The organism is Pseudomonas fakonensis (assembly GCF_019139895.1).
GTDB lineage: Bacteria > Pseudomonadota > Gammaproteobacteria > Pseudomonadales > Pseudomonadaceae > Aquipseudomonas > Aquipseudomonas fakonensis.
The window spans coordinates 2,609,801-2,633,745 of the sequence record NZ_CP077076.1; the positions used below are offsets into that span (position 1 = coordinate 2,609,801).

Sequence of the window (23,945 nt, forward strand, 5' to 3'; positions counted from 1 at the left end):
TACAGCGCCGGCTCGAGCCTATGCGCAGCCCTGTAGGAGCGGGCTTGCCCGCGATGAGGCCCGCACAGGCGACACAAAAAAGGCCACCTTTCGGTGGCCTTCTTCATTGCAGGTGAGGGCAGGTCAGAACTTGCCATCCAGCCCGATACGGAACATCTCGTTGCGCTCATTGGTGCCCAGCGCGGTCTTGTACGAGAAGCCCAGGCGCCAGCTGCGGCCCAGGGTCAGGTCCAGCCCGGTGTCCAGGTCCATGAAGTTGGTGTCCATCGGGTCGGGCGACAACCGGTACAGCACACCGTCGCTACCCTGGTCGGCGTAGCGCATGCGGTAGTCCTGGTTGCGGCTGAAGTTGTGGCCCCAGGCCAGGCCCACCCGCGGGGTGAGCACGCCAAAGCGGGTGTCGATGTCGTAGCCCGAACGCACCCCCACGAACGAGGTGAAGTAACGCAGGGTCTGCTCCTCGTAGGTCAGGGCATAGGCACCGCCACCGCGCTCGCTGAAGGCGTCGAGCGTGGTGTAGCTGCTGTTGAGCCGCGCATACGGGGCCAGCGACAACGGCCCCTGGCGGTACTCGTAGCTGGCGGTGAGCGAGGCGAACAGCTGGTCGGCATCACGCGAGCCATGGGCATAGCCGTTGGACGGGTCAGCGGTGACGTAGCGGCGCGAATCGAAGCTGATACGGTTGTAGCCGAGCAGCGCATCGATATACACCTCGGACAGTGGGTTGACGCTTAAGTAAGCCGCCAGGCCCAGGGCGTCACCCTCGCTGCGGGTGTCGTGCTCGCCAATGTCGGCGCGGTCGTTGCCGTAGCCAAAGCCCACACCCACCACGGCCCGTGGCGACAGGCGATAGTCCATGCCGGCGCTCAGGCCGTAGGTAGTGAAGCTGTTGTCCTTGGCACCCCGGGCGCGGTTGGAGCCGGTGTTGACGAAGCCGTCGGTCCAGAACGCCAGAGCCTCTTCACGGCATTCGCCGGTGGTGGCACGGGAGCTGTCACGCTCCTGGCGGCGTTTTTCGTCGTCGTCTTCGTCGCCGCCCTTGCCGTTGCCTTCCAGCTCGTCGCGCAGGGCCTTGCCCAGGCCGCCCAGGCTCACGTCATCGCGGCCGTGGCGCACGCTGGCGTTGAACGAGTTGCGGTCACAGGTGGGGCGGTGCAGCTGCTCCAGGCGGCGGTTGAAGTTGTCCATCTGGGTGCTGGCAAAACGCTCGGCTGCCCGCGATTGGGCGTTGAGCAGGCCGATCACTTCGGCGTCCTTGGTCGGGTCGGGGCGTGATTGCACGGCGAAGGTGACGAAGCTTGCCGCCGAATTGCCGCTGGCGGCCAGCAGGCGGAAGCTCACCACCGCGCTGCCGCTGAAGGCCGCGGCCGGGGCGAAGCGCATGGTGAACGGGCCGGTCATGCGTGCGGTACCGGCCGACGGCGGGCTCACCGACAGCAGGGTGGCGCTGGTGAACGGGCCGCCGGTGGCGCCGCGGGTCAGGTCGACTGTGGCGCTCTGGCCCGGCTCTACGGATTCGCTGCTCGGCGGCACCACCACGCTCTGGGCTGCTACTTCCAGGCTGTAGGCGCGGCTGCCGGTGGCGCCGTTGGCGTCGGTGACGGTGACCGTGAAGTTGCTGGTGACCACCACCGTCGGCGTGCCGCTGAGGTTGCCGCCGGCGTCCAGGGTCAGGCCGGCCGGCAGTGCACCGCTGGTCACGATGAAGCTGTACGGTGCGGTACCGCCGCTGGTGCTCAGGCTCTGGCTGTAGGCGGCGTTCTGGGTGGCTGCAGGCAGGGCCGGGGTGGCCGGGGTGATCACCAGGGTGGGCGCCTGCACGGTGATGCTCACGGTTGCCGGTGACGAGCTACCACCGGCGCCGGTGGCGATGTAGCTGAAGCTGTCCGGGCCGGAGTAGCCAGCGGTGGGGGTGTAGCTGATGCTGGTACCGCTCACCGAGGTGGTGCCGTGGGTCGGGGCGCTGCTCACGCTGACGCTGGTGGCGGCACCACCGCTGAGGTTGAGCGTGACCGGGTTGGCCGAACTGTTGGCTGTCACGCTGAGGTTCAGCGGGCCGGCCACTGGCGCCTGGCTGGTGACCACCAGGGTGTAGGCCTGGTCGCCGAAGAAGCCGCTGCTGCTCATGGCGCGCACGGTGAAGTTGCTGTTGCCGGCAGCGGTGGGCGCGCCGCTGAGCAAACCGACCGCCGACAGGTTCATGCCCGCCGGCAGGCTGCCTGCCACTACGCTGAAGGCGTACGAGCCGCTGCTGCCGCTGGCGGTCAGGGTCTGCGAGTAGGCGGAGTTCTGTTGCGCGTTGGTCAGGGTTGCCGGGGTGATGCTGATGGTCGGCGCGGTGACCGTCACGCTGACGGTGGCGGTATTGGACGTACCGCCGGGGCCGGTGGCGTTGTAGGTGAAGCTGTCGGGGCCGGAAAAGCCCGGGGCCGGGGTGAACAGGATGGTCGTGCCGGTGGCGGTGGCGGTGCCGTTGCTGGCATTGGAGACGATGCTCACCTGGCTCACCGAGCCACCGGTGAGGTTCAGGGCGACCGCGTTGTTGCTGCTGCCGCCTTGCACGGTCAGGGTCGAGTTGTTGGCGACGGGTGCCTGGTCGTTGACCGTCACGGCGTAACCCTGCGAGCCGGTTGAGCCGAGGCTGTCGGTGGCGGTGACGGTGAAGCTGTAGTTGCCGCTGCTGGTCGGCGTGCCGCTGACCACGCCGGCGCTGCTGACGGTAATGCCGGGCGGCAGCGAGCCGGCGCTCGACCAGGTGTAGCTGCCGTTGCCGCCGGTGGCGCTCAGGGTTTGGCTGTAAGCCGTACCTGCGTTGAGCGTGCCGAGGCTGGTGGGGGTGATGGCGATGGTCGCGGCTTGCACGGTCAGGCTGTAGGCCTTGCTGCCGGTGGCGTTGTGGGCGTCGGTTGAGGTGACCGTGAAATTGAAGGTGCCGACGGCGCTGGGGGTGCCGCTCAGGGCGCCGCCGCTGGCCAGGCTCAGGCCGGGCGGCACGGCGCCGGAACTGATCACGTAGCTGTACGGCGCAGCACCGTTGGCAGTGCTCAAGGTCTGGCTGTAGGCGTTGCTGGCCGTGGCGTTGGGCAGGCTGTTCGGGCTGATGACCAAGGTCGGCGCGTTGACGGTGATGGTGATCGTCGCGGGCGCCGAAGTACCGCCCGGGCCGGTCGCGGTGTAGGTGAAGCTGTCGCCCCCGGAGTAGCCGGCGTTGGGGGTGTAGGTGATGTTGCTCCCGGAAACGCTGGTGGTGCCCTGGCTTGGCCCGCTGACTACGGCCACGCTGGTGGTGGTACCGCCGCTGAGGTTTAGGGGGATGGGGTTGCCGCCGCTGTTGGCTGCCACCGTGACGCTGACCGCACCGGCCACGGGCGGCGAGGGGGCGATATAGGTGTAGCCGTTGACCAGGGGGCCGGTGCCGCCAGGGGTAGTCACCACCACGTCCACCGCACCGGCGGCATGGGCCGGGGTGGTGGCAGTAATGGTGGTGGCATTGACCACGACAATACCGGTGGCGCTGGTGCCGCCGAAGGTGACGGCGGTGGCACCGCTGAGGTTGGTACCGGTCAGGGTCACGCCGGTGCCGCCGGCGGTGCTGCCGCTGCTGGGGCTGACGTTGCTCAAGGTTGGCGCCGGGTTCACATAGGTGTAGCCGCTGCTCAGGGGCGCCGTACCACCCGGGGTGGTGACCACCACGTTCACCGCGCCTGCGGCATGCGCCGGGGTGGTGGCGGTGATGGTGGTGGCATTGACCACGACAATGCCGGTGGCGCTGATGCCGTCGAAGGTGACGGCGGTGGCACCGCTGAAGTTGGTACCGGTCAGGGTTACGCTGGTGCCGCCGGCGGTGCTGCCAGTGTTGGGGCTGACGCTGCTCAGGGTAGGCGTTGGCGCCACATAGGTGAAGGTCTGGGCGGCCGACGAGCCATCAGGGGTGGTGACCACCACATTGACCGCCCCCGCAGCGTGGGCCGGGGCGGTGGCGGTGATGGTGGTGTCGCTGTTCACGCTGAAGCTGGCGTCGGTGCCGTCGAAGGTAACCTTGGTGGCGCCGGTGAAGCCGCTGCCGATGAGTGTCACGCTGGTGCCGCCCGCAGTGCTGCCACTGCTGGGCGCGAGGCTGTTCAGGGTCGGCCCGCCGGTGATGTCGATGGTATAGGTGGCGGTCCCGGCCATGTCCCAGACGCTGTCCCACGCCGATACGGTGAACTGCTGGGCCAGGCCGACCTTGGTCGGAGTACCACTGATGGTGGCGGTGCCAGTGCCTGCGGTGAAATCGATGCGCAGGCCGTCTGGCATGCATTTGAGCGTGGGCGGATCAACGTTGTTGTCGCATTCGTACCAGTCGGTGTAGGGCGGGGTGCCACCAGACGCGGTGAGTACAATGTTCAATGCCACACCCACCGGATGCGACCCCAGGTGGGTACCGGAGGCTGGCGAGATGGTGGGGGCGGCCTGTGCCTGGGCGGCGAATGCCTGTGCCAGCAAGGCCAGCCAGAACATGGCCAGCAGCCTGGCGAAACGGTGAATGTCGAATATTCGTGAAGTCATCATGTGGCGTCCTGCCGGGCACCAGGGGCGGTGTCGGGCTGCTGGAAATGTCATGGGCCGGCGAAGGTGCCGGCCGTGCCTGGGTGGGTGCCCGGGGTCAGTCGTCCATGGCAAGCCCGCCTGTAACCTGGGGTTGCCGGGAGACCCTGCGCATCTGCAGGTAAGGGCCTTGCAAGGCCAGGGCCTCGAAGCCGGCGCGCTCATACAGGCGGCGTGCCGGGCTGAAGGGTTCGACGCTCAGTGTGCATGGCTTGCCGGTGCTGTCGGCCAGTGCCAGCACGGCGTCGAGCAAGGCACTGCCAAACCCTTGCTGCTGATAGGCTGGCAGCAGGGCCACATCCACCAGGCGCACCTCTTGCTCTGCACACAGCACGCACAACCGGCCGATCGGCTGGCCACGCTGCTCGATGATCATGAAAGCGGCATCAGCGTAGTGCCGGGCGTAGTGCTGTTGTTGCAGGTCGGCCTGGCTGTGCAGAAAGGCCAGCCGCTGCTGGTCGTTCCACCCAGGAGCGGCCAGGGTTTCCTGCCAGCGACGGCTGACGAACAGTTCGCGTAGAAACGCCGCGTCATCCCCGACCTGCGGGCGCAGGTCGGGGATGACGCGGTGTGTCTGGCTGGCGTTGAGCCAGCCGATCAGGGCGCTGGGTCCGGTTTTGGCGGCCATATTCCTTCCGTGGCGATGGCGTAAACGAGCGTCAGGTACGGCTGCATGTTGTCCCGTGGCGCAGCCGTCGGGTTGGTGTTGCCGCCGTTGCCGATGGTTTCGCTGGTCAGGGTGTAGCCCTCGGCCGCAGGCGTGGCGTTATACAGCAGCACCGAGCGTGGTTGGCTCAGGTAGACATTGTTATCGGGTGCATCCACTGAGGTCGCGCCATCAAGGCCGTTGTTGAGTGCGATCAGATGGCTGTGCGAGGCCAGGTGGCTGGAGTCGAGGGTGACGGTTTCGGCCCCTATCAACTGGCCCTGAGTGCGTGGCGTCAGGCCAGTGCCGGTGCCCTTGTGCATGGCCACCCGGCCGTTCAGGTTGGGCACGCCAAAGGTATTCACGGCGTCACCGCCGTATTGCACACCTAGCAGTGAGAACAAGCTGGTGAAGCGTCGCAGGGGGAGTAGCGAGCCGTCGCACAATGCCCAGCCGCTGGGAACGAAGTTGTAGGGGAACAGCCTGATTTCGCCGAGGAACGGGTCCATGTTGCACCTCCTGGTAGTGAAGTAAGGCTGAGCCTCAGGATTGGGTCGGGTAGTACCCGTTCACACAGATGATGTAGTTGATGACGGTCGAGGCCATCACGTTGTTGTGGGGCGTTGCTGTGTGGTTGTAGGTGGTGACCGCCGCAGGGTTCAGCGTGACCATGTTGGTGGTGGCCGTGGCAGTGTTGTACAGCCCGCGCATCTGGTTCACAGGGGTGAAAATGCCGAAGCTGCGGGTGTTGGTGTTGCTGCTGTCGGCTGGCGTGATGCTGGTGGCGGGCGCGGCATTGACGCTGAAGGGGTGCTGGTGGGGCGGCGTATTTTCAGCGGCCAGCGTTACCATCTCGGTGCCGAAAGTCTGGCCCAGCGTACGCGGCGTGAGGCCCGTACCGTTGCCTTGGCCGACCACCACGCGCCCACGCAGGTCGGGCAGCATGAAGTTTTCGCGGCCATCGCCGCCGTAGGTGATGCCAATCAGGGAGTACAGTGCCTGGTAATCGGTGATCTTCAGGATGCTGCCATCGCAGGCAAGCCAGTCGACCGGGGCGTAGTTACCGGCAAACAGGCGGATTTCCCCAACATATGGTTCAGACATTTCATGCCCCTCATCAGGCTTGTTTTCAGTTATCCGCGGCTGGGGTAGAGGCCATTGGCACAGATGCAGTAGTTCAACACTACCGATGGCTGCACGTTGGGCGCTGGTACGCCGTTGCCGGGGACGACCGTATTGGCGTTGATCGGCGTGCGGCCTGTGGCGCTGGCAGTGACATAGACATTGCCAGCGTTATTACCGTTGGTCAGCAGCAGGCTGGCACCCGGGAAATTATTGGCCGGGCCGGCGTTGCCGCTGGTGGCCGAGCTGACACGCAAGGTGTGGTTGTGCAGCGGCACGATGGATGCCGGAATGGCCGAAGTCTCGCCACCCTCATACTCTCCCAGCGGGTGGGCGCTGGTTGGCGCAGTGGGCACTACGGTGCCAATGGCGACACGCCCGCGCAGGTCGGGCAGTTTGAAGGTGGTGCGACCGTCACCGCCGTAAAGGTTGCCAATCAAGGAGAACAACACCTGGTTCTGGCTGATGGTCAGGGTCTGGCCATTACAAGGCAACCAGTTCCTGGGTACCCAACTCATCGTAAACAGGCGGATCTCACCTACAAAACCATCCATAACTGCGCACTCCGTGGTTTGAAACTGCAGACACCGAAACGACACCCCTTCATGGCGAAGGTGGTCGAATAAAAGAACTAACCTGAAAGTTGTGGTGCTTTCATGCCGGGTTCGATTGAAATCGACCGGGCATTCTGGTGCTTGGGCGGTGTGAGCGATCCTTCCGTGGGCTCAGGGGAAATGCCGGTGCAGGCCTGAAAAAGCCATGGCATTACAAGGGAGATTGAATCCTAGCGCGAGATGATGGGCAATTGCCATCATCTGCAAAGAAAATTTTGAACTTAATGTTCAAACGAGTGTACGAGCGCTGATGGGCGTCTTGAATTTGACGTCAATAATTTTTAATTGTGCGCAAAAAATTGTTGGCGTAATTATTTTTTTGTCATTAAACGAGTTGCTGACAGTTCAATGTCTCGGCAAGTCATTGTTTTGTCGCGAACTGTGGGTACGCGTAATGTTTTGATTGAACGCCAGCCTGTAGTAGCCTCATCGTCGGCAAGCCGGCGATGAGGGCTTCGGTGTTGTTTGTACGCTTCAGGCCGAGTCTGCCTGGCCTTGCGCGTCACTGCCGGGCTCGTCATGCAGCGACACCCGCGAGGTTTCTGGCAGCGCCAGGCCGCCGATCAATGCCAGCAGTGCAATCACCACCAGGTAGAACGCCGGTGCCAGGCGGCTGCCGCTCTGCTCGATCAGCCAGGTGGCCACCAGCGGTGCGGTGCCGCCGAACAGGGTGTAGGCGACGTTGTAGGTGATTGCCGAGGCGGTATAGCGGCTGCGAGTGGGGAAGCACTCTGACAGCAGCGCGGCGGTGACCACCCCGCTCAGCAGTGCGCCGATGGCCAGCAGGACTACCCCCAGCAGGGCGCCGCTGAGGGAGCCGGAACTGGCCAGCCAGTAGGCCGGGAACACCGCCACCATCACCCAGATGCAGGTGAAGCCGATGGTCCGCCTGCGGCCAACGCGGTCACTGAATGCCCCGGCCAGCGGGCAGCCGGCGGCGGCGAACAGCAGTGCCACGGTGGACACCAGCAGCGCCTGGGCGCGGCTTAGCTGGCCGACGGTCTGCAGGTAGGTGGCGAAGTAGGTGGTGAACATGTAGAACGAGAGCGCCGTCAGCGAAATGAACGCGCCGAGGTTGCGGATGGTGCGGCCATGGTGGCGCAGAGTGTCGGCCAGCGGCGAGTGGGCGTGCTGCTTGCCTTCGGCGATGGCCTGGCGAAACGCCGGGGTTTCTTCCATGCGCCAGCGCAGGTACAGCCCCACCAGACCCAGCGGCGCGGCCACCAGGAACGGGATGCGCCAGCCCCAGGCGTTCATGGCCTCTGCGCTGAGGCTGGCTTCCAGGCCATAGGCGATCACCGCCGCGCAGGCGAATGCCGAGAAGGTCGATACGGGCACGAAGCTGCCGTAGAACGCGCGTTTGTTTTGGGGTGCGTGTTCCATCAGGTAGGCGCAGGCGCCGGCGTACTCGCCACCGGCGGAAAACCCCTGCAGGCAGCGGGCCAGGGTGAGCAGCACCGGGGCCAGTACGCCGATGCTGGCGTAGGTTGGCAGCAGGCCGATCAGGGTGGTGGAGCCGGCCATCAGCAGGATGGTCAGCGAGAGGATGCGCTTGCGCCCGAGCCGGTCGCCGAGGGCGCCGAACACGATGCCGCCGAGCGGGCGTAGCGCGAAGGCCACGGCGAACACGGCGAAGGTCTTGAGCAGGGCGACGCTTGCGCTTTCGCCGGTGAAGAACTGGCTGGCGATCAGGGTGGCGAGGAAGCCGTAAACCGCAAAGTCGAACCACTCGACGAAGTTGCCGATGGCGGAGGCGGCGATGACTTTGCGCAGGGTGGCGGGTGGGACCTCATGGGGGGTGGACATAGGTGTGCTCTCCGATGGTCTGGCAGCTTGGGCTTGAGCGGTGCGCGCTGTTGTTTTTGTTGTTGTTGGGGCAGTAGAGCGTGTGGGGAGGGGGTGTGCTTCGTTGGGGGCGACGTTGGGATATCTGTTTGCACCGGGGTGTGGGTTTTCTGGGGCCTGACGGCGGGTATATACCCGGTGACTTTGATTTCTTGGCGTGAAACTTTAATTTTGAATTGAATTGAATTGAATTGAATGGGTTTGTTTTGGGCTTGGTTATTGTTTGTTTTGAAAATTGTATGCGCATTCATTATTTGTAGTGACGCTTATTCACCTTTCCGCCCTTACGGCGGGTAACTTTTTGAAGCATCAAAAAGTCACCAAAAAATGCTCGCTCCATTCATCCGGCCCCTGCGCTTCGCTCCGGGGTTCCCTCACTCCGGGCTTGCTCCGGGGGTACGCGCCGACGGGCCGTCCCTGGCCCGATCGGCGCTCGACCGGCATCCATGCCGGTCGCCCCCCTACGCAATCCCTGCGTTCGGCCTCCTGAAGTCGCGAAGTTAGTGGCGGCGCCTGTGCTGGCGCAGCTAACCGCTAGTTGAATTTGTGGGACCTCAGGATCGCAATCGCCGGCTTGCCGGCGATAGGGCCCGAACAAACAACACATCAATAACAATAAAACCAACATCCCCGCTCTTGATCTGGCTCTTGATCTGGCTCTTGATCTGGCTCTTGATCTTGCTTCTAAGCGCGCGGTAGTTCAGGCAACACAAATCGCGACTTCAGGAGGCCGAGCGTAGGGATTGCGTAGGAGGGCGACCGGCATGGATGCCGGTCGAGCGCCGATCGGGCCAGGGACGGCCCGTCGGCGCGTACCTCCGGAGCAAGCCCGGAGCGAGGGAACCCCCGGAGCGCAGCGTAGGGGGCCGGATGATAGGAGCAGGCGGTTTTGCCTACTTTTGCCAAGACAAAAGTAGGCCGCCGTAAGGGCGGAAAGGTGACAAAAAGCGCTTATCGTCAACGAATGTGCATACATCTCCCAAAGCAATCACCATAAGCTCCGAACCCGAACCCGAACCCGAACCCGAACCCGAACCCGAACCCGAACCCGAACCCGAACCCGAACCCGAACCCGAACCCGAATCAGCCATGCGGCGCAGCCGCCCCCCCCAAATTCCCAGCATATTGCGCCTTCAAATGCCCCTGCTCATCCAACAGGTAGGCATCCATCACCTCCCGAACCACAGGCCCGGCAACCCGCCCCCCGGCCTCGCCGTTCTCGATCATCACCGCCACCACCAGCGCCGGATGGTCAGCCGGCGCAAAGCCGACGAACAAAGCGTTGTCACGGTGGCGCTCGAGGGTCTTGTTGCGGTCATAACGCTCACCCTGCTTGATCGCCACCACCTGCGCGGTACCACTCTTGCCGGCAATGCGGTACTGGGCCCCGGCCGCCGAAGCCCGGGCAATGCCGCGCGGGTCGTGCATGACCATCTGCATGCCCTGGCTGACCTGGTCCCAGGCACGCTTGTCGTGCAGCACGATGTCCGGCATCGGGTTCGGGTCCACTGGCTTGTCGCCTCCGATGGTCATCGCCAGGTGCGGGCGGTGCCAGGCGCCCTTGCTCGCCAGCAGGCTGGTGGCCTGGGCCAGTTGCAGCGGGGTCACCTGCATGTAGCCCTGGCCGATGCCAAGGATCAACGTCTCACCCGGGAACCACGCCTGGCGGCGGGTGGCGCGCTTCCAGGCCTGCGACGGCATCAAACCGGCAGCCTCCTCGAACATGTCCAGCGACACCTTTTGCCCCAGGCCGAACTCGCTCATGTAGTCGTGCAGGCGGTCGATGCCCAGCTTGTGCGCCAGGTCGTAGAAGTAGGTGTCGTTGGAACGCATGATGGCGGTGTACATGTCCACCCAGCCATCACCCGAGCGGTTCCAGTTGCGGTACTTGTGGTCGTAGTTGGGCAACTCGTAGTAGCCGGGGTCGAACACCCGGTTGGCAGGGGTGATTACACCACTGTCCAGGCCGGCGATGGCCACCTCGGGCTTTACCGTCGAGCCCGGCGCGTACAGGCCGCGCAGCACGCGGTTGAACAGCGGCCGGTCGATGGAGTCGCGTAGCGCCGCGTATTGCTTGAAACTGATGCCCTTGACGAACAGGTTGGGGTCGAAGCTGGGGTTGCTGACCATCGCCAGCACGTCGCCGTTGGCCGGGTCCAGCACCACCACGGCGCCGCGCCGGTCCCCCAGGGCCTTCTCGGCGGCCTGCTGCAGGTGGGCGTCCAGGCTCAGTACGATATCCTTGCCCGGCACCGGGTCGTGGTGGCGCAGCACGCGCATCACCCGGCCCTGGGCGTTGGTCTCGACCTCTTCGTAACCCACGTGGCCATGCAGCTGGTCTTCGTAGAAGCGCTCGATGCCGGTCTTGCCGATCGACTGGGTGCCACGGTATTCGGTGCTGTCGAGGGCCTTGGCTTCCTTCTCGTTGATGCGCCCCACATAACCCACCGAATGGGCGAAGTGCTCGGCCAGGGGGTATTCGCGAATGAACTGCGGCTCTACCTCCAAGCCCGGCAGGCGGAACTGGTTCACCGCAATCAGGGCGATCTGCTCCTCGCTCAGGCCAACCATCAAGGTGACCGGCTCGAAGGGCTTGCGGCCGCGGCGCAGGTCCTTGTCGAACTGGTGGCGATCGTCTTCGGGCAGGCTGAGGATCTGCGCCAGGCTATCCAGTACCTTGGCCGAGTCGCCAGCGCGTTCGCGGGTCATGGTCAGGTTGAAGCTGGGCTTGTTGTCGGCCAGCACCACGCCATTGCGGTCGTAGATCAGGCCGCGCTCGGGGGGGATGGGCAGCACGTGCACGCGGTTGTTTTCCGACACCGCGCTCTGCTGGTCATGCTGTAGCACCTGCAGCACGTACAGCCGGCCGATCAGTACCGCCACCAGGCTCAGCACCAGCACGGCGCAGGCCAGCAGCCGGCGGTTGACCAGGCTCTTTTCTGTTTCGTGGTCCTTGAGGGGGATGGGTTGGGGCATCGGCGGCTCGGCGGGGTAAGGTGTGGCAGCGGGCCCACCCCACGACCCGACGCCGGCCAGGCTGCGGGTTGACGCTTGAAGACGTAATCGCGGGGCAAGCCCGCTCCCACGAAGCTGGCAAGGGCCGGCGATGCTACGCAAGCCCCGGCCGTGGCTCAAGCTGCAGCGCTCGGGCGCCGCCGGCGAAGGCGCCTTGGGGCCCGGTATCAGGGCGCTGCGGCCAAGATGAAGATTCGTTCATCCTGGCCGCCGGGCGCTTACTTGCAGTTGCCGGCCTTGCGATAACCCGCTGCCTGCGCCTGAGCCTCAGAGGTGAAGGCTACCTGGTTTTTCGGCGATACCTGGGCATAGCCCGGGCAGCCGCTGGCCAGGTGGTAGACCTGGCTGTTGCGGTTGCCCAGCACCGCGCCGTGGGAGGTGCTGGTGGTGGGGGCGGGCTTGCTGGATGCGCTGTTGCTGGCGACGGTGCTGCCGGCCGGTTTGTAGCCAGGGGTCCAGCTGCGCTCGCCGGTAACGAACGGGTTGTGGTGGCCCATGACTGCGGCGATGCGCCGGTCACGCTCCTGCTCCCAGGCGCTGACCGGGTACTGCTTGTTCCAGGCCATCAACAGCTGTTGCTGCTGGCGCGACATGCTCAGCTGGTAGCGGTCGTACATATAGAAGGTGGTGCGTGCCACCAGGCCCTTGACCGCATCGCGGGGCTCGGCGGATTTCTGCACGAAATCGACCTTGGTCGGGCACTGGCCGTACTGCGGGGCGACGCCGCTGACCATGGCGTAGTTGAAGTTGCTGCGGTCGCCATTCACCTCGCCCACGGCGGGGTAGAGGTTGAACAGGTCGGCTTCCATGGCGCGGAACACCGGGTCCTTGTCGACGCAGGCCTCGCGGCCGCCGTTCTGCCAGCACTGGCGCTGGTGGCCGAAGGTCCAGGCCGGGACGATGTGTTCCCACTCGGTGCGGTCGGCGCGGGTCTGCTGCTTGCGCGCTTGCAGGCCGCAGGAGCCGGGGTCGATGCGCCCGCCGGACTTGCCCACCCAGGTCCATTTGCAACCGCAGTAAAGGTCGCCCTGGGCGCTGCTGGCCTGGTCGAGGTAGATCTTCTGCTTGGCGATAACCTTGGCTTCGGTGAAGGTCGCAGGCGGGGTGGCGAAGGCGGGGGGCAGCAGGGTGAGGAACAGGGTGGCGGCGTACAGCAGTCTTTTCATGGGGCGTCGATCAGCGTCAGAAAAAGGCGCGATTATACGCAGGAAAATTCGGCTGTCGTGGGCGTAATAGAGGGGTTGGAATGCTGGCGCAGGGTGCCATCACCCAGTGTAGGCAATGTAGGAGAGCACCTGACACTGTGGGAGTTTTGTCTTACGACATTTCTGAACGCTGGTACGGGCTTTGTGGGAAGCGGCCTTGTGTCGCGATGGGCTGCGTAGCAGCCCCAAGATCCCGACCTCATGCAAAATCGCCGGGGCTGCTACGCAGCCCATCGCGACACAAGGCCGCTTCCCACACAGAGCGGTTTTAGTCAGGTCCATCGCCGTTAAAGGCGCACGCCCGGCCTCAGGCTTGCCAGTCGGGCGCAAACTCGGGGCTCACCACGCGCCGGTCCTTGGGCAATGCAGCCATTGCCGCGCGGTCCTGTTCATCCAGGCGCAGCTCCAGTGCCGCCAGGTTGGCCAACTGGTTGGCGCGGCTGCTGGCCTTGGGGATCACCGCCACGCCGGGCTGCTCGAGCAACCAGGCGAGTGCCACCTGGGTGGGCAGTACGCCGTGTTTTTCGGCAATTGCACACACCGCCGGCTGCTCCGCCACTTCGCCGCGGGCCAAAGGCGTGTAGGCGGTGAAGGCCAGGTCGTGCTGGCGGGCGAACGCCAGCAACGGGCTTTGCTCGAGCAGTGCGTGGTACTCCACCTGAATCGCCGCCAACGGTGCGCCCAACTGCTCCACCACCTGGCGCAGCAAGCCCAGCGGGAAGTTGGCAACGCCAATGCAGCGCGCCTTGCCCTCGTCGCGCAGTTGCACCAGGGTCTCGATGCTGCGGGCCAGGTCCCAGTCGCGGGCCGGCCAGTGGATGTGGAACAGGTCGACCTGCTCGGTGCCCAGGGCGCGCAGGCTGTCTTCCAGCGACTGGCGCATGGCCTGGGGCTCAAGGCGGTCCCACCACACCTTGGTGGTCAGGTGGATGGCTTCACGCGGCACGCTGCTGTCGCGCAGCGCCTGGCCGACAGCCGCTTCGTTGGCATAGGCGGTGGCGGTGTCGATGTGCCGGTAACCCAGCTCCAGCGCCTGGTGCACGGCGCGGGTGCAGTCGGCGCCGGTCATCGGCCAGGTGCCCAGGCCGATGGCGGGCAGGTCGAGGCCGTGACGGTTGGTGAGCCTGTGCATGGGTACTCCTTGTACGGGTCGAAAGGTGGGCGCCCATCATCGGCTATCGGCCGCTGGCTGGCTGCACGGCGTAGGGGAAAGTGGTCGATCAGCGAACAAAATGTACCGGGCGGTGTAAAGCAGTGGGTGCGCCTGATGTTCAGGTCGTCCGATCTCTTCTAGAATCCGCCCATGCCCGGGCGCCATGCCGGGGCCATCGCCCGAGGGCCCCATGAGTTCCAGTACCCCGCTGTCCGGAGTCAACCAGCCGCTGCGCGGTATCGTCCTGGTGGTGGTGGCCACCTTCCTGTTCGCCAGCCACGATGGCTTGTCGAAGTACCTGGGCGGCATCTACCCGGTCATCATGGTGGTGTGGGCCCGCTATGTGGTGCACACACTGTTGATGGCCGGCATCTTCCTGCCCAAGGCAGGCCTGGCAGTACTGCGCACCCGGCGCCCGGTTTTACAGACCTTGCGCGCCCTGAGCCTGCTCAGCACCAGCCTGCTGTTTACCGCCGGCCTGCAATACCTGCCGCTGGCCGAGGCGACCTCGGTCAACTTCCTGGCCCCGGTGCTGGTGACCGCACTGTCGGTGCCGCTGCTCAAGGAGCACGTCACCCTGGGCCAGTGGGTGGCGGTGGTGCTGGGCTTTATCGGTGTGCTGGTGGTGGTGCACCCGGGCGGGGCGATGTTCACCCCGGCCATTCTGTTCCCGTTCGGTTCGGCCATGGGTTTTTGCTTCTACCAGTTGTTGACGCGCAAGCTGGCAGTCCACGACAGCCCGACCACCAGCAACTTCTACGCAGGCCTGTGCAACACCCTGGTGATGACCGCGTTGGTGCCGTTCTTCTGGCAGGTGCCGCAATGGCCGCATGTGCTGTTGATGCTGGGGCTGGGGGGCTGCGGGATGACCGCGCACCTGCTGCTGACCCAGGCCTTCCGGCATGCCGCGCCAGCGCTGCTGGCGCCGTTCAGCTACTGCCAGATCGTGTTTGCCGGGTTGCTCGGGCTGGTGGTGTTCGGCCAGGTGCCGGACGGGGTGAGCCTGGTGGGCATTGCGATCATCTGCCTGAGCGGGCTGGGTGCGGCGTGGATGCAGCGTAAGGGGTAGGGCCAGGCACTTCTTTGGGGTAACTGTGTTGTGCTGCCTGTACCGGCCTCATCGCCGGCAAGCCGGCTCCTACAGGTAGGGCGCCGGCCTGAATGTGATGCGATCCCTGTAGGAGCCGGCTTGCCGGCGATAGCGCCCGATCAGGCGACATCGCAATAGCAGGCTCCTGCAGGGTTTTGTCAGTGCGCCCCGGCCGCCTTGCTCAGGTCGCTTTCGGCCCACTCGGTGTAGATGCAGGCATCGGCCACCGCCCAGCGCACTTTCACCTGGTCACCCGGCTGCATCGGCATGCCGGCGGCCGACAGGGCCTTGACTGTCAGCTCGGTACCGCCCTGGGTAACCACGTGGCAGGTCTGGCTTTCACCCAGGAACAACACCTCGCCAACGGTGGCGGTGACTTCGTTCCAGCCCGCTGGCAGGGTATCGCGGGCAGCTTGTTCGGCGGTCAGCGCCAGGGCCTTCTCCGGGCGCACCATGATCAGCGCCTCCTGCTCGGCCGCCAGGCCCGGGGTCAGGCGGATGGCCACCGGCTGGCCTTCGAAGCTGCCGGCACCGTTGCTGCTGGCCTTGATGCGCAAGAAGTTCGAGTTGCCCAGGAACGAGGCGACGAAGGCATTCGGCGGGTTCTGGTAGAGGTCGTAGCCGGTGCCCAGGCCGACGATCTTGCCGTGACTGAAGATGGCGATGCGCTGGGACAGACGCATGGCTTCTTCCTGGTCGTGGGTCACGTAGACGATGGTGATGCCCAGCCGGCGGTGCAGCTGGCGCAGCTCGTCCTGCAGGTCTTCACGCAGTTTTTTGTCCAGCGCGCCGAGGGGCTCGTCCATCAGCAGGATGCGCGGCTCGTACACCAGCGCCCGGGCAATCGCCACGCGCTGCTGCTGGCCACCGGACATCTGCGAGGGCTTGCGGTGGGCGAATTTTTCCAGCTGTACCAGCTTGAGCATGGCGTCCACGCGCTTGTTGGTTTCGCTGGCGCTGAGCTTGCGGATGGCCAGGGGGAAGGCGATGTTGTCGCGCACGTTCAGGTGCGGGAACAGCGAGTAGCGCTGGAACACCATGCCGATGTCGCGCTTGTGCGGCGGCACGTTCACCAGCGACTGGCCGTCCACCAGGATTTCACCGCTGCTGGGGGTTTCGAAACCGGCCAGCATCGACAGGGTGGTGGACTTGCCCGAGCCGCTGGAGCCGAGGAAGGTGAGGAATTCACCGTCCTGGATCTCGAGGTCCAGGTTGTCTACGGCGGTGAAGTCGCCGTAGTGCTTGTTCAGGCCGCGCAGGCTGACCAGGGTCTTGTTTTGCGCGTTGTCTTTGATCACTGCACTCATTGTTGTTTTCTCCGCGCTCAGGCGTTTTCGGTGCGCCGGCGCAGGGCGGCGGCAATAATCATGACCAGCAGCGACAGGCCGATCAGCAGGGTCGAGGCCACGGCAATCACCGGGCTCAGGTCCTGGCGCAGGGTGGTCCACATTTTTACCGGCAGGGTCTGCAGGTCGGGGCTGGCCATCATCACGCTCAGCACCACCTCGTCCCACGAAACCAGAAACGCGAACAGGCCGCCGGCGATCATCCCCGGGCGAATGGCCGGGAAGGTCACCTTGAAGATCGCCTGCAGGCGCGAGGCACCACAGATCACTGCAGCATCCTCGATCGACTGGTCGAACAGCTTCAGCGAGTTGATGATCGAGATGATGGTGAAGGGCAGGGCGACGATCACGTGGCTGACCACGAAGGCGAACAGCGTGCCGGTGTAGCCCAGCTTGAGAAACAGCGCATACACCGCCACGGCGATGATCACCAGTGGCACGATCATCGGCATGGTGAACAGCCCGTAGAGCATCTCGCGCCCCGGGAAGCGGCCACGCACCAGGGCAAAGGCGGTGGGCAGGCCCAGCAGCACGGCGGCGATGGTGGTCAGCACGGCCACCTTCAGGCTGGCCAGGGCGGCGTCCATCCACTCCGGGTTGGAGAAGAACTGGCCGTACCACTTGAAGGTCCAGCCTGGTGGCGGGAACACCAGCCACTGCGAGGAGCCGAACGACAGCAGAACGATGAACACCACCGGCAGCAGCAGGAAGGCCGCAATGACCCCGGTGGTCAGGTACAGGCCGGTGCGCAGCGGGCGACCCATGGCATTGGGGGACAGAAGCATGGCGGTTTACCTCGCGTTGCCGACCGGGGATTCCGGCTGCAGCTTCAGGTACAGGTAGAAGAGCACCAGGGTGATGACCACCAGCAGTGCCGCGGCGGCGCTGGCCAAGCCCCAGTTGAGGAACGACTGCACCTGCTGGATGATGAATTCGGGCAGCATCATGTTCTGCGCCCCGCCCAACAAAGCCGGGGTGACGTAGTAACCCAGCGACATCACGAACACCATCAAGGCACCCGAGAACAGCCCCGAGCGGCACAGCGGCAGGAACACCTTCCAGAAGTTGGTCCAGGGGCTGGCGCCGCAGATGGAACCGGCCTGCAGCACCATCGGGTCGATGGCGTGCATGGTCGCCTGCAGCGGCAGCACGATGAACGGGATCATGATGTAGCTCATGCCGATCACCACGCCGGTGAGGTTGTGCACCATCTCGATGGGCGCATCGATGATGCCCATTGCCATCAACGCCTTGTTGATCACCCCCGAGCTTTGCAGCAGCACCAGCCACGAGTAGGTGCGCGCCAGCAGGCTGGTCCACATCGATAGCAGCACGATGTTCAGCAGCCAGCGGCCCCAGCCCTTGGGCACCAGGGTGATCGCCCAGGCCAGCGGGAAGCCCAGCAACACGCTGATCAGGGTGACCAGGCCGGCCACCGAGAAGGTGTTGAACAGCACCCGCGCGTAGGCCGAGTTGGCGAACAGTTGCTCGTAGTTGCCCAGCCCCGGCACCGGCTCGAGCACCCCGCGCAGCAACAGGCCGACCAGCGGGGCAAAGAAGAACAGGCCGAGAAAGAGCAGGGCCGGCAGCAGGTTGCGGCTGCCTTTCCAGCGTTGGCTCAAGGGTGGGCGGCGGTCTGCCGCCCCCGGTGCGCCGGCCCCCGAAGGGGCTCCTTGCGCGTTATGCAGGGCGTTGATGGCGACTTTCATTTGACCAGCCACTCATTCCAGCGGGCGGCGATGGCCTGGCCGTTTTTTGCCCAGTAGGCGAAGTCGAGGGTGACCTGGTCGTTGGGGTAGTTGGTTGGCAGGTTGGTGGCCAGTTGCTTGTCCAGGCGCGCGACGCTGTCGGTGTTGACCGGGGCATAGGCGGTGGCATTGGCGAAGTCGGCCTGGCCCTGGGCGCCGCTGGCCTTGGCCAGGAACTTCATGGCCGCGTCCTTGTTCTTGGCACCTTTGGGGATGACCAGAAAATCAGCCATGACCAGGTTCTGCTTCCAGCTCACACCCACCGGTGCGCCATCTTGTTGCAGGGCGTACACGCGGCCGTTCCAGAACTGTCCGAGCGAGGCTTCGCCAGAGGCCAGCAGTTGCTGCGACTGGGCGCCGCCGCCCCACCAGACGATGTCTTTCTTGATGGTGTCGAGCTTCTTGAAGGCGCGGTCCAGGTCCAGCGGGTAGAGGTCTTTGGGGGCTACACCGTCGGCCAGCAGGGCCAGTTCCAGCACGCCGGGGCTGGGCCATTTGTACAGGGCGCGTTTGCCAGGGTAGGTCTTGGTGTCGAACAGTGCGGTCCAGTCCACCGGCTTGTTGGCACCGAGCTTGCCTTCGTTGTAACCGAGCACGAAGGAGAAGAAGAACGAGCCGACGCCATGGTCGGAGACGAAGCGTGGGTCGATCTTGTCGCGCTGGATCTGGCTGAAATCGAGGGGTTCGAGCAGGCCTTCGCTGGCGGCGCGCAGGGCGAAGTCGGCTTCGACATCGACCACGTCCCACTGCACGTTGCCGCTTTCGACCATGGCCTTGAGCTTGCCGTAGTCGGTAGGGCCGTCCTGGACCACCTTGATGCCGGTGTCCTTGGTGAACGGCGCAGCCCAGGATTCTTTCTGGGCGTCCTGGGTGGTGCCACCCCAGCTGACGAAGTTGACGCTTTCGTTGGCGGCCTGAGCGGCCTGAAATGCCAGGGTCAGCAGGCTGGCGGACAGCACTGCGGTTACACGTTTGCTCAACAGCATGGTTACGCCCTCGTTGCTTTTGTTATTCGAGGCGGGGCTTTTGGTGCGCCCGCCAACAGTGTTCGGGGAGCAGCTATCAATGTGTGTCGCGTGGCCGTCTTGTGATTGTAGGTTCGGCCAAAGATTTCAAGGTCTACGGGATATCATATTATGGTATTCCAAACTTTTCGCAAGGGGGTGTGGGCGACCGGCCATCACTCCATCTTCTTGCCTATCAAGTCGGAAACGGGCACGACTCCTGTAGGAGCGGCCTTGTGCCGCGAAAGGGCCGCACAGCGGCCCCGGGGGTTCAGCGTAGACACGTGAGTTGCCGGGGCCGCTTCGCGGCCCTTTCGCGACACAAGGCCGCTCCTTGTGGGGGTCAGCTTTGCAGGGTGGGTTCGAACGGAATGCTCTGCACCACCTCCAGCTCATACCCGGCAAGGCCTGCGTATTTGAGCGGCGGGCCCAGGTGGCGCAGTTTGCCCACGCCCAGGTCCTGCAGAATCTGCGCACCGGTGCCCACCTCCGAATACACCTTCGATTGGCCGCGCTGGTAGGGGCGTACCGGTTGCGTGAGTTGCGGCACCCGCTCCAGCAGCGCTTGCGAGGACTCGTGGTTGGCCAGAATCACCACCACCCCGGCGCCTTCCTCGGCCACCTTCTGCAGCGCCGCCCACAGGGTCCAGTTGGCGGGGCCGGCGTATTCGGCGCCAACCAGGTCGCGCAGCGGGTCGATCACATGCACCCGCACCAGGGTGGGCTGCTCGCGGCGGATGTCGCCCATCACCATGGCCATGTGCACGCCGCCTTCGATACGGTCTTCATAGGTGACCAGGCGGAAGGTGCCGTGCACCGTGGGCAGCTCGCGCTCGCCGATGCGCTTGATGGTCTGCTCGGTGCTCAGGCGGTAGTGGATCAGGTCGGCGATGGTGCCGATCTTGATGCCGTGTTGGGCGGCGAACACTTCGAGGTCCGGGCGGCGGGCCATGGTGCCGTCGTCGTTGAGTACCTCGACGATCACCGAGGCCGGGCTGAAGCCGGCCAGGCGCGCCAGGTCGCAGCCGGCTTCGGTGTGCCCGGCGCGGGTCAGCACGCCGCCTTCGCGGGCGCGCAGGGGGAAGATGTGGCCGGGCTGCACCAGGTGCTCGGGGCGGGCGTCGGCGGCCATGGCGGCGGCCACGGTGCGTGCCCGGTCGGCCGCGGAAATGCCGGTGGTGACGCCGGTGGCGGCTTCGATGGACACGGTGAAGGCGGTGCTGAACACGCTGCCGTTGCTCGGTACCATCTGCTCCAGGCCCAGGCGCTGGCAGTGCTCGTCGGTGAGGGTCAGGCAGATCAGGCCGCGCGCCTCGCGGGCCATGAAGTTGATGGCTGCGGCGTCGCAGCGCTCGGCGGCGATCAACAGGTCGCCTTCGTTTTCGCGGTCTTCGTCATCCACCAGCAGGACCATCTTGCCTTGCCGGTAGTCCTCGAGGAGTTCTTCGATGCTGTTGAATGCCATGCTGCACGCTCACGGTGGTCGGGTGGTTTTTATGGTATACCATCATACACAAATATCCCTGAAGCAGGAGTACGACCGATGAAGGCCTACTGGATCGCCCACGTGGACGTCACCGACCCCGAGCAGTACCAGCAGTACACCCAGCGCGCCCCGGCGGCGTTCGTTGCCTTTGGCGGGCGTTTTCTGGCCCGCGGCGGGCGCAGCGAGGCCATGGAAGGGCGGCCCACACCACAGCGTAGCGTGGTGATCGAGTTCGACTCATACGAACAGGCCGTGGCGTGCTACCGCTCCGACCTGTACCAAGAGGCGTGCAAGCACCGCCAAGGGGTGGCCAAGGCCGAGGTGATCATTGTCGAGGGCTTCCAGCCCTGATCGGTGGTATCACATAGAAACCTGTAGGAGCCGGCTCACAGGTCTGCTTTTGCCTGCCCCCGGGTGCGCAGCAGCGACAGCACCACGCCGCCGGCCAGCAGGCCGAACGTCACCCCCAGCGACAGCTCCGGCGGCACCTTGCCCACCAGCCCGTGCCAGAAGATCTTGCAGCCGATGAACACCAGCACCATGGCCAGTGCATACTTGAGGTAGACGAAGCGGTGCATCAGCGCCGCCAGGGCGAAGTACAGCGAACGCAGGCCGAGGATGGCGAAGATGTTCGAGGTGTAGACGATGAACGGGTCCTGGGTGATGGCGAAGATCGCCGGTACGCTGTCCACCGCGAACACCAGGTCGGCCAGCTCGATCAGCACCAGGGCCAGGAACAGCGGGGTGGCGTAGCGTACCGCCTGGCTGGCGCCGGGCGGGGTCAGGCGTACGAAGAAGTGCGGGCCATGCAGTTGGTCGGTGACCCGCATGTGCCGGCGCACGAAACGCAATACCGGGTTGTTGGCGAGGTCGACGTGGTTGTCGTCCTTGGCCAGCGCCATCTTGATGCCGGTGAACAGCAAGAACGCCCCGAAGATATACAGCACCCAGGCAAAGTGCTGCACCAAGGCTGCGCCCACGCCGATCATGATCGCCCGCAGCACCACCACCCCGAGGATGCCCCAGAACAGCACGCGGTGTTGGTAGCGGCGGGGGATGGCGAAGAAGCTGAAGATCATCGCCATGACGAACACGTTGTCCATCGACAACGACTGCTCGACCAGAAAACCCGTGTAGAACTCCAGCGCCGACTGCGCGCCCAACTGGTGCCAGACCCACAGGCCGAACAGTACGCCGACACTGAAATAGCCGGCGTACAGCAGCAGGCTTTCGCGCATTTCGATTTCGCGGTCCTGGCGGTGCAGCACGCCGAGGTCGAGCACCAGCAAAGCGATGACGATGGTGATGAACACCAGCCACAACCAGGTGCTGGTACCGAGGAACGGGGTGAAGAGGAATGTGTGCAGAGCTGTCATGAGCCCCTCCTTGATTGTCGACGTTGCATGGCAACAGTGATTCCGACATGGCGGCGCTAACCGTCAGAGGGGCCCGGCATCACATGGGGTGAGCCTAGTAGTGATTGGTCGGGAAGGGCAGCATGGGGTGTTACATTTGATTACCGGTAGCAAGGCTCCTACAGGGTGCGCATGTTCTGCTGCCTTCAATACACCCACACTTCAACCCGCCTGTTCTTCAGCCGGCCCTGTTCCAGGTCGTTTCCCGCCACCGGCAGCTCATCACCCATGCCCATGACTTCCTTCACCTCGACCCCCGCCCGCGCCAGCTCGCGGCGCACGGCCATGGCCCGCAGGCGCGACAGCAGGGCGGCGCGCCCCGGGGTTTCCTTGGGGTCGCCAAAGCCCACCAGCACCACCTTGCCCTGCAGCTTGCCGGCCTGGCGCAGGTAGTCGCCAACCCGCTGCACATCGCGCAGGGCCTTGTTGTCGAGGCTGGCGCTGCCTTCCTGAAAGCGGAAGTTGACGTTCAGCCGGCTGGCCTCGCCAGCCAGCGCCCGGTAGCGCGGTGGCATGTCGGCCTGGGCGGGTACCGGCAGTGCCTTGACCTGCTGTGCGACGAACCCCTGCTCGGCGACGATCGCCTGCCCGGCCGGGCTCTGCGCGAACTCGGCCAGGGCCCGGGCCTGGGGCCGGGCGTGGGCGGGCAGGTAGAAGAACAGCCGCCGCGACAGCGGGTAGTCCTCGCTGGCCACCAGGGCGCGGCTGGGGGGCAGGGCGGGGGCATCGCCATCGGCCACTGCCAGTACCTTGGCCCCGTGTACCGTGGCCAGGCCGCTAAAGCCAATGGCCTGGCGGTCGCCCATCACCCGTTCGGCCAGTTCGTCGGCCGCTTCGAAGCGCCGGGCTTCGCTGAACAACTGGCCATGCTGCGGGTCGAGCACCAGGGCCTTGAAGGTTTCGAAGGTGCCCGAGCGGTCGTCCCGGGCATACAGGTGGATGCTGCCGCCAGGCACGCCCAGTTGCTCCCAGCGCCGCACCTGGCCCGAAAACACCTGTGCCAGTTGCTCGGTGGTGAGCTGGCCTAGCGGGTTATCCGGGTGGACGATCACCGCCACGCCGTCCAGGCCGATCACCTGTTCGGCGCCAGCGCTGCGCAGGTCGCCCAGTGCTTGCAGCTGCTGGGCTTCGCGGTCGTTGATTGGCCGCGAGGCTGCTGCCAGGTCGGCCTCGCCACTGGCCAGGGCGCCGAAGCCGGTGCTCGAGCCGTGGGCGGCGATGTCGATGCGTATCGGCTGGTTATTGCGGCTGCGGGCGCGGACTACGGTTTCGTTGGCTGCAGCGCCCGGCAGGGTCTCGATCGATGTGGCGCCCTGGGATTGCAGCAGGCCGCGCACCAGCGCGGGAGCCAGGGCAGCACCGATGGTGTTGGAGCCCTGGATACGAAGTTGTGCGGGCTCTGCGGGCGCCAGGGTTGGCAGCAGGCAGAGTAGAAGAGCGAGCAGGCGGCGCATGCCGGGGACCTTTGGCACAGAATTTTGGCGCAGATTACGACAGTTGCGTGACGGCTGGATGACCGTGGTTGGGGTATTTCTCAGGTGTTCGCCAATACCTTGAACCACCGCGAACCCCAACCCCCACCCCCGGGGAATCTCCCCCAATCTCATTCTCAATGGATTTATAACTCATTGAAATAAAACAAATTTATATCTGGCACGGCGCTTGCTGA

General features: G+C 64.9%; 18 protein-coding genes. 2 read left to right on the forward strand and 16 right to left on the reverse strand.

Going from position 1 to position 23,945, the window contains the following annotated elements; translation table 11 throughout:
* Nucleotides 1-123: 123 nt before the first annotated feature.
* The 9 genes from KSS94_RS11810 to KSS94_RS11850 form a co-directional block, all read right to left on the reverse strand.
* Nucleotides 124-4,551 carry an autotransporter domain-containing protein gene (locus KSS94_RS11810; RefSeq protein WP_217843152.1) on the reverse strand — a complete coding sequence of 1,476 codons (4,428 nt, stop codon included), beginning with the start codon at nt 4,549-4,551 and terminating at the stop codon, nt 124-126.
* Between the two features lie 94 nt (nt 4,552-4,645).
* Complete coding sequence (locus KSS94_RS11815; RefSeq protein WP_217843153.1) at nt 4,646-5,215, reverse strand: GNAT family N-acetyltransferase; 570 nt, start codon at nt 5,213-5,215, stop codon at nt 4,646-4,648.
* Nucleotides 5,185-5,742 (reverse strand): phage tail protein, encoded by a 558-nt coding sequence (locus tag KSS94_RS11820; protein ID WP_217843154.1) that lies wholly within the window; start codon nt 5,740-5,742, stop codon nt 5,185-5,187. The genes KSS94_RS11815 and KSS94_RS11820 overlap by 31 nt, the downstream gene beginning before the upstream one ends.
* Before the next feature lie 34 nt (nt 5,743-5,776).
* Nucleotides 5,777-6,337, reverse strand: a complete 561-nt coding sequence (locus tag KSS94_RS11825; protein WP_217843155.1) for a phage tail protein — start codon at nt 6,335-6,337, stop codon at nt 5,777-5,779.
* Nucleotides 6,338-6,366: 29 nt separating this feature from the next.
* Nucleotides 6,367-6,909 (reverse strand): phage tail protein, encoded by a 543-nt coding sequence (locus tag KSS94_RS11830; protein ID WP_217843156.1) that lies wholly within the window; start codon nt 6,907-6,909, stop codon nt 6,367-6,369.
* Nucleotides 6,910-7,443: 534 nt separating this feature from the next.
* Nucleotides 7,444-8,775, reverse strand: a complete 1,332-nt coding sequence (locus KSS94_RS11835) for an MFS transporter (RefSeq protein ID WP_217843157.1) — start codon at nt 8,773-8,775, stop codon at nt 7,444-7,446.
* 1,122 nt (nt 8,776-9,897) lie between these two features.
* Nucleotides 9,898-11,790, reverse strand: a complete 1,893-nt coding sequence (mrdA, locus tag KSS94_RS11840; protein WP_217843158.1) for a penicillin-binding protein 2 — start codon at nt 11,788-11,790, stop codon at nt 9,898-9,900.
* A gap of 257 nt (nt 11,791-12,047) precedes the next feature.
* A complete protein-coding gene (locus tag KSS94_RS11845) occupies nt 12,048-12,995 on the reverse strand; it encodes an endonuclease (RefSeq protein ID WP_217843159.1) in 948 nt (315 codons plus the stop codon).
* Between the two features lie 346 nt (nt 12,996-13,341).
* The gene (locus tag KSS94_RS11850; RefSeq protein ID WP_217843160.1) at nt 13,342-14,166 is read right to left on the reverse strand and encodes an aldo/keto reductase; all 825 of its coding nucleotides are present in this window, start codon (nt 14,164-14,166) and stop codon (nt 13,342-13,344) included.
* A gap of 211 nt (nt 14,167-14,377) precedes the next feature.
* Here KSS94_RS11850 and KSS94_RS11855 point away from each other — a divergent pair, with 211 nt between their 5' ends.
* On the forward strand, nt 14,378-15,256 hold the full coding sequence (locus KSS94_RS11855; RefSeq protein ID WP_217843161.1) for a DMT family transporter: 879 nt from the start codon (nt 14,378-14,380) through the stop codon (nt 15,254-15,256).
* A 179-nt stretch (nt 15,257-15,435) separates the two neighbouring features.
* On the opposite strand, the gene KSS94_RS11860 is transcribed toward KSS94_RS11855, so the two are convergent.
* From KSS94_RS11860 to ribBA, 5 genes are all read right to left on the reverse strand, one after another.
* Nucleotides 15,436-16,584, reverse strand: coding sequence for an ABC transporter ATP-binding protein (locus KSS94_RS11860; RefSeq protein WP_217843162.1), 1,149 nt, complete (start codon nt 16,582-16,584; stop codon nt 15,436-15,438).
* A gap of 17 nt (nt 16,585-16,601) precedes the next feature.
* A complete protein-coding gene (locus KSS94_RS11865; protein WP_217843163.1) occupies nt 16,602-17,408 on the reverse strand; it encodes an ABC transporter permease in 807 nt (268 codons plus the stop codon).
* A 6-nt stretch (nt 17,409-17,414) separates the two neighbouring features.
* A complete protein-coding gene (locus KSS94_RS11870; protein WP_217843164.1) occupies nt 17,415-18,332 on the reverse strand; it encodes an ABC transporter permease in 918 nt (305 codons plus the stop codon).
* Nucleotides 18,329-19,357, reverse strand: coding sequence for an ABC transporter substrate-binding protein (locus KSS94_RS11875; RefSeq protein ID WP_217843165.1), 1,029 nt, complete (start codon nt 19,355-19,357; stop codon nt 18,329-18,331). Before KSS94_RS11875 ends, KSS94_RS11870 begins: the two co-directional genes overlap by 4 nt.
* Nucleotides 19,358-19,718: 361 nt before the next feature.
* Nucleotides 19,719-20,840, reverse strand: a complete 1,122-nt coding sequence (gene ribBA, locus KSS94_RS11880; protein ID WP_217843166.1) for a bifunctional 3,4-dihydroxy-2-butanone-4-phosphate synthase/GTP cyclohydrolase II — start codon at nt 20,838-20,840, stop codon at nt 19,719-19,721.
* Nucleotides 20,841-20,918: 78 nt separating this feature from the next.
* On the opposite strand from ribBA, the gene KSS94_RS11885 reads away from it, so the two are divergent.
* On the forward strand, nt 20,919-21,212 hold the full coding sequence (locus KSS94_RS11885; protein ID WP_217843167.1) for a DUF1330 domain-containing protein: 294 nt from the start codon (nt 20,919-20,921) through the stop codon (nt 21,210-21,212).
* Nucleotides 21,213-21,247: 35 nt separating this feature from the next.
* Here KSS94_RS11885 and KSS94_RS11890 read toward each other — a convergent pair whose 3' ends face one another.
* Nucleotides 21,248-22,237: a TerC family protein gene (locus tag KSS94_RS11890; protein WP_217843168.1), complete on the reverse strand. Its 990-nt coding sequence runs from the start codon at nt 22,235-22,237 to the stop codon at nt 21,248-21,250.
* A gap of 185 nt (nt 22,238-22,422) precedes the next feature.
* On the reverse strand, nt 22,423-23,730 hold the full coding sequence (locus KSS94_RS11895) for a substrate-binding domain-containing protein (protein WP_217843169.1): 1,308 nt from the start codon (nt 23,728-23,730) through the stop codon (nt 22,423-22,425).
* Between the last annotated feature and the right edge of the window lie 215 nt (nt 23,731-23,945).